This window comes from Calothrix rhizosoleniae SC01 (assembly GCF_900185595.1).
In the GTDB taxonomy this organism is placed as follows: Bacteria; Cyanobacteriota; Cyanobacteriia; order Cyanobacteriales; family Nostocaceae; genus Calothrix_A; species Calothrix_A rhizosoleniae.
The window spans coordinates 1-6,906 of record NZ_FYBH01000259.1 but is presented as its reverse complement, the minus strand read 5'-3'; the positions used below and the strand labels follow the sequence as shown (position 1 = coordinate 6,906).

Below are 6,906 nucleotides of genomic sequence, written 5' to 3'. Positions count from 1 at the left end.
TATTGTGCCACAGCCACCTCAAACAAAGCCGATGATTTCATCTGTACCCAGTGGTGATGGTATAGATAGATTGCTAACAGAGGTAAAAGCTGACTTTGCTCAACAAGATTTAGCGGAAGAATTACAAAAACAGCAGCAATTAGAACAAGAACGCATCAAACAAGCCCAACTTAAAGCTCAACAGTTAGCAGCATTGCAAAAACAGGCTCAAGATTGGTTAGGGAAATTAGATCCATTTTCCCCAGAAGGACTTTGGTTTGAAAGGTTTGCTGAGAAATACTCTTCTAAACTTGAAGCAGCAGTGGATTATTTACAAAATTAACTGGTAAGTTGATATAAATAATTGTGAATATAGGTATTCTGTATGGTATTAGCGTAGGGACTGGTGATCCGGAATTAATCACAGTTAAAGGACTGCGCTTACTGCAACAATCCCCTGTAGTTGCTTTTCCTGCGGGGATAAATGGCAAACAGGGCATGGCACAACAAATTATTACACCCTGGTTGCAACAGCATCAAGAACAATTAGCCTTAACTTTTCCTTACGTCCAAGATATATCTGTGCTGACTCAAGCTTGGATTGCAGCCGCAAACAAGGTTTGGCAATATTTACAAACTGGGAAAAATGTGGCATTTGCCTGTGAAGGTGATGTTAGCTTCTATAGTACCTTTACGTATTTGGCGCAAACTTTACAACAAATACATCCAGAAGTAAAAGTAGAATTAGTACCGGGAGTTTGCTCTCCTATGGCAGCTGCAGCAGTTTTGGGGTATCCCTTAACCATTCGTCAGGAAAAATTGGCAGTGTTACCTGCTATTTATGCAATTGCTGAATTGGAAACAGTTTTAGATTGGGCTGATGTGATAGTCTTAATGAAAGTAAGCTCAGTCTACCAACAAGTCTGGCAACTTTTGCAACAGCGTAGTTTACTGCCAAACAGTCGTATCGTAGTCAAGGCAACTTTACCTGATATGGTTATATATTCAGACTTGAGCGATCGCCAAAATCTGGAATTGCCTTATTTCTCAATTTTGATTGTACACATCATACCGAGAAACAACTCAATTTAGTTGTTAGTTTAGTTTAGTTTATATAACTCATCAAAGCCACTTGACAATTTTCCTGTTTATAGATTAATTCAGATGAAGTTATTATTGGTAATGGGACGCTGATTTTGCTCTATTTTTTCTAAACTATAGTATATAATTGCCAGTCCAATTTAATAAAACGAGCCGAGTGAACGATAATAGCTATGTCTTACGTCTCCGTTTTCAAAAATATACCAGATTTTTTAAGCCAGCCAACAGGTATAGCCGCTATAGCTTCGATTGGTATCCATGGAGCCATAGCTTTCATTTTGCCGTTGATGCCCGTAGAATCTAATAAACCAAAAACGGTAGGAACATCAAAAGCTGTTGGACTTGTAGAACTAAGTCAGGCAGAGCAGCAGCGTCTGCCAAAAACTGCAGTTGCTCCCAAAGTAGCACTACAACCTCAAATACCTCTACCGAATATTAATTCGACTCTGCCAAATCAGCCTCCATTACCTCCCATTCCATCAAACCCTTCAATTTTACAACCATTACCACAATCAACATCGGTATATCCCACTTACTCGTTGCCTAAAAGGCAGTCTTTTAGATTATCCCCTAGTACTAGATTTAATACTGGTAGAAGTGCTTATAAACCTTATACCTCTGCTTATAAGCCCTATACTTCTGCTTACAAACCTTATACTTCCCGGAAAACTGCTGTAAATTATCGCAATTCCCGCAAATTGCCAATTGTCGATCCAGCAAAAAGTATTCCTGGAGTCAACACAAATCAAAATCCTCCCAGTAACCAATCTCAAAAGAGAGTCACAAATAATGCTGGTAATCAACAGCTAGTTGCTCGTGTCCAACAAGTTTTTCAATCTGGGGATAACTATAGTATTGCTGCGACAGGGAAATTTCAAGAATATCAGCCAAAATCACCAGCTAGTACAACCCAATCCCCATCTCCATCTCCATCCTCAAATCAAGCAATCGCAGCACTCAATTCCTACCAAGCTTTGAGACAATCAGTTCAGCAAAAATATCCAGGGGTTGAAGAGAAACGTGTCATTCGTCGAGTAATTCCCACAGAGAATGTGGCTTTACAAGGGAAAGTCACGGGGACATTGGTAGTAGATGCTGAACGTAAAGTAGTAGATGTGGTTTTCCCATCGAATAGCTCCATTTCCCCTGCACAGAAAGTAGCTATCAGAAAGTATTTTCTCAAAAATCCACCACCAGGGAGTAAGAATCTTGCTTCTTACCCATTTAGTTTGAGTTTCCAGAAGAATGAGTCTAATGTGGCTGTTGACAACCAAATAAAACCTGGTGCGACTCCTGCTAAGAATCAATCCTTAGAACAGAAGTTACAAAATACCAAAAAGCAGCAAGCAGCTACCTCTAACCAGCCAGTGAAGCTGAAGAATCCTGTACAGATATCTCCGCCAACAAACACAAACAGTGGTAAGCAACAAGAATCTACCTCTAACCAACCAGTGAAGCTGAAAAATCCTGTACAGGTATCTCCATCACCAAACAGTAGCAAGCAACAAGCAACTTCCGCTAACCAACCAGTGAAGCTGAAGAATCCTGTGCAGGTATCTCCATCATCCAACAGTAGTCAAAAACTTATTGATAGACTACGTCAAGTTAAAAAAGAAAGACAAAATTAAAGCATAATTAAAAAACTCCTAGTAGCAATACTAGGAGTCAAAATTATTTAACCGAGCTGAAACTAACCAACATTTGCTAGTAGTAATTCCCGTGTTTGTGAGTTACTTACTATCACCTTATCTGCTTCATCAACGTCCACAAAGGCTGTATCACCGGACTTAATTTCACCAGATAGTATGGCTTCAGCGAGAGAATCCTCTAGATAATTCATAATTGCTCTACGCAATGGTCTAGCACCATAACTGGGATTGTAACCTTCTTTGACTACCAAATCCTTAAAGCGATCGCTAACTTCTAGGTTAATATCTTTTTCTGTTAACCGCCTAGCAACTTCCTTGAGCATGATTTCTGCAATCTGCTTAATTTCGTCTTGCTTGAGTTGGGTAAAGACGATAATTTCATCCAGACGATTGAGAAATTCTGGGCGGAAGTAAGCTTTCATTTCCTCATTGACGAGATTTTTGATGCGGTGATAGGTAGCGTCTGCTTCACTGTTAGCCAACTCAAAGCCTAAACCACCACCACCTTTTTCAATCACCTTAGAACCAATATTGGAAGTCAAAATGATTAAGGTATTCTTGAAATTGACTTTCCGACCCTTGGCATCCGTGAGATGACCATCTTCGAGAATTTGCAGCAGCATATTGAATACATCGGGATGCGCCTTCTCAATTTCGTCGAATAGCACTACTGTATAGGGTTTACGTCGCACAGCCTCTGTTAATTGCCCACCTTCATCGTATCCGACATAACCAGGAGGTGAACCAATTAGCTTGGAAACATTTTGACGTTCCATATACTCGGACATATCCAAGCGAATCATGGCATCTTCGGAACCAAAGAGGTAGGATGCCAAAGCTTTAGTTAATTCGGTTTTTCCTACTCCCGTAGGACCAGAAAAGACGAAACTAGCAATGGGTCTATTGGCATTCTTTAAGCCCACACGAGCGCGCCGGATGGCACGAGATACAGAGGTTACAGCCTGTTCTTGACCAATTAAGCGTTCATGGAGGGTGTCTTCCAACTGGAGCAATAACTCAGATTCAGATTCAGTTAACTTATTAACTGGTACCCCAGTCCAGGATGAAACAATTTGGGCAATATCTTCCTCATCAACCATGGGAATATTCACCCGTTCCCCATTTTGTAAGTTTTGCAGTCTGGCAGCTAATTCTAATTCCTGACCGCGCAATTCTCCAGCCTTAACAAAATCCTGTACCCTCACGGCTTCATCTTTATCCTTGATGATGCCATTAAATTCGCGCTTCAATTCTTTATCGTCAGACTTGAGGGAATTCCGCAAACGCACACGGGAACCAGCTTCATCAATTAAATCAATGGCTTTATCTGGCAAAAAGCGATCGCTAATATAGCGGTCTGACAATTCTGCTGCTGCGACTAGAGCTGCATCAGCAATGTTCACCCGATGGTGTTGTTCATAAACCCCACGCAGACCTTGTAAAATCTGGATCGTTTCTTCTATGGAAGGCTCACCCACCAGAATCGGTTGAAAACGGCGCTCCAGGGCAGCATCCTTTTCAATATGCTGGCGATACTCATTGAGAGTAGTAGCTCCCAAACACTGGATTTCCCCCCTAGCTAAAGCCGGTTTGAGGATATTAGCAGCATCCATACCCCCCTCAATACCACCAGCACCAACTAGAGTGTGAACTTCGTCAATGACTAAGATGATATTACCAGCAGCACGAATTTCTTCGACAACTTTCTTCAGACGTTCTTCAAAATCACCCCGGAAGCGAGTTCCGGCGATCAATAACCCCATATCAAGGCTAAAGACTTGCTTATTCAGCAAAATTTCTGGAACGTCCTGATTATTAATCCGTTGTGCTAAACCTTCAGCAATAGCAGTTTTACCAACCCCTGGTTCCCCAATCAGAACTGGATTATTTTTGGTTCGACGACCAAGAATTTGAATAGCACGTTCAATTTCCTTTTCTCGACCAATCACAGGGTCGATTTTTCCTTCTTGAGCTAATTTGGAAAGATTTCTCCCAAATTCCTCTAGAGCGATGGCACCGGAGCGTCTTCCATCACCACCAAAACCACCTGGTGCGACAGATGCGACTTCACCCAAGCGACGAATAACTAAATTACGAATCTGGGAAATGTCAACCCCTAAGTTTTGTAGTACCTTGATGGCGACACCTTCACCAGCCTCAGTTAATCCTAAAAGTAAATGTTCTGTACCAATAAAATTATTACCCAACCGGCGAGCTTCCTTAAAAGCTTGCTCAAATAGGCTTTTTACTTTAGGAGTAAAAGGAATTTCCGGCGGTAAATAGCCAGAACCCCTACCAATAATTCTTTCAACTTCTTGACGTGCTTCTTTTTGAGTAACGTTCAACTCAGTTAGCACTTCGGCAGCAATTCCAGTTTTTTCTCCCAGTAATCCTAAGAGAATTTGTTCTGTTCCTACAAAATTATGTCCCAGGCGACGTGCTTCCTCCTGGGCAAGCATAACTACCTTAATAGCTTCAGAAGTAAAGTGTTCAAACATAGCAGGTCTTGCTCCCTCGCGGCACGGTCGGGATGATCATAAATTTCATCCTTACCAGGACTTCCATAATACTTTGCTTAAGGACAATGTATCTTTATTCTAAGTTGAGTGGCAGTAGGGAGAGCCGTAAGCCTTAAGGTGTATTTGCCGCCTATTCCCCTAAAACTAGCCTTTTCAGTCATTTTTCCAGATTTATAATCAGTTAAATTAAATTTTTCTTTTCTACCAGTTTCCCACAGATAGGGAACTTTCAGTTGTCTGCCTACATTCAAGGGAATTAATCAATGGATATAAGTACAGTTGTTAATATTAATACATAAATATCCACCATTAATGAGCAAAAATTACCACAAAAGCTATATGACAAAAATTTTAGTTACCGGTGCTGCTGGATTTATTGGCTTCCATCTCAGTCAAAGCCTTCTAAATAGGGGAGATACTGTGATTGGGCTAGATAATCTCAATGATTATTATGATGTTTTTCTGAAAGAAGACCGTTTAACTCAGTTAAAAAATAAATCGAATTTTAGTTTCCATAAATTAGATTTAGCAGATCGTCAAGGAATAGCCCAGCTATTTGACCAGCAAAAATTCGATGTCGTAGTCAATCTCGCAGCTCAAGCTGGTGTCCGTTATTCTTTGCAAAATCCCCATGCTTATGTAGATAGTAACTTGGTAGGCTTTGTCAATATTTTAGAAGGATGTCGTCACTCACAAGTGAAACACCTGGTATTTGGTTCTTCAAGTTCAGTCTATGGGGCTAACACCAAAATTCCTTTTTCTGTAGGCGATAATGTAGACCATCCAGTTAGTTTGTATGCTGCCAGCAAGAAAGCCAATGAGTTAATGGCTCACACCTATAGCCATTTGTATGGTCTACCTACAACCGGACTGCGTTTTTTTACTGTCTATGGTTCTTGGGGTCGTCCAGATATGGCATACTTTAAATTCACTAAGGCAATTTTGGCTGGCCAACCCATAGATGTATATAATTACGGTAAAATGCAGAGGGATTTTACCTATATTGATGATATTGTAGAAGGCATCATCCGTGTCATAGACAAGCTTCCCCAAGCCAATGAATCCGATTCAACTAGTACCAAAGCTCCTTACAAAATTTATAACATCGGTAATAATCAGCCTGTGGAATTAATGCATTTTATCCAAGTGCTGGAGGATTGTTTAGGGATCAAGGCAGAAAAAAATTTACTCCCAATGCAACCAGGTGATGTGCCCATGACTTATGCCGATGTTGATGATTTGGTTAAAAACGTTGGCTTTCGACCCAGTACCTCCATTGAGGTAGGTCTGGAAAAATTTATTGCTTGGTATACCTCTTATTATAAAACTTAGTTCCACATTTCAATTGGGTCTGTTCACAAAAAGGCAGGGGAGCAGAGAGCAGGGTGAGCAGGGACAAATTCCGTTTTATCCCTGCTTCTTTTGGTCACATAAACTGGAAAAAGATTATGCATAGCACAACCAAAGCACGTTAGGCTATTTTTGAATACTGAAACCCATGAACAGTAAACTTACTATTTATTACTTATTACAATTGCAAAATATTTATTATCTTTACGAATAATTTACATGTTTTGTGTATTTATCCTATGATTTGATGATTCAATGTTAATTAAATATACGTACTAATCATCAACATATATTGCATGTCATATGTT

5 protein-coding genes are annotated in these 6,906 nt (G+C 40.3%); 4 read left to right on the top strand and 1 reads right to left on the bottom strand.

Translation table 11 applies throughout. From position 1 onward, the window contains the following. The first annotated feature begins 4 nt into the window (after positions 1-4). The 3 genes from CALSC_RS15480 to CALSC_RS15470 all read left to right on the top strand — a co-directional run bounded on the left by CALSC_RS15480 (position 5) and on the right by CALSC_RS15470 (position 2,708). The gene (locus tag CALSC_RS15480) at positions 5-322 is read left to right on the top strand and encodes a salt stress protein, Slr1339 family (RefSeq protein ID WP_407641945.1); all 318 of its coding nucleotides are present in this window, start codon (positions 5-7) and stop codon (positions 320-322) included. Between the two features lie 23 nt (positions 323-345). Continuing rightward, positions 346-1,071, top strand: coding sequence for a precorrin-2 C(20)-methyltransferase (locus CALSC_RS15475; RefSeq protein WP_088242219.1), 726 nt, complete (start codon positions 346-348; stop codon positions 1,069-1,071). Positions 1,072-1,253: 182 nt separating this feature from the next. Further along, positions 1,254-2,708, top strand: coding sequence for a hypothetical protein (locus tag CALSC_RS15470; protein ID WP_088242218.1), 1,455 nt, complete (start codon positions 1,254-1,256; stop codon positions 2,706-2,708). Positions 2,709-2,770: 62 nt separating this feature from the next. Here the strand turns inward: CALSC_RS15470 and CALSC_RS15465 are convergent, their stop codons facing one another. After that, a complete protein-coding gene (locus CALSC_RS15465; protein WP_088242217.1) occupies positions 2,771-5,227 on the bottom strand; it encodes an ATP-dependent Clp protease ATP-binding subunit in 2,457 nt (818 codons plus the stop codon). Between the two features lie 360 nt (positions 5,228-5,587). On the opposite strand from CALSC_RS15465, the gene CALSC_RS15460 reads away from it, so the two are divergent. Then, on the top strand, positions 5,588-6,580 hold the full coding sequence (locus tag CALSC_RS15460; RefSeq protein ID WP_088242216.1) for an NAD-dependent epimerase: 993 nt from the start codon (positions 5,588-5,590) through the stop codon (positions 6,578-6,580). The last annotated feature ends 326 nt before the right edge of the window (positions 6,581-6,906 follow it).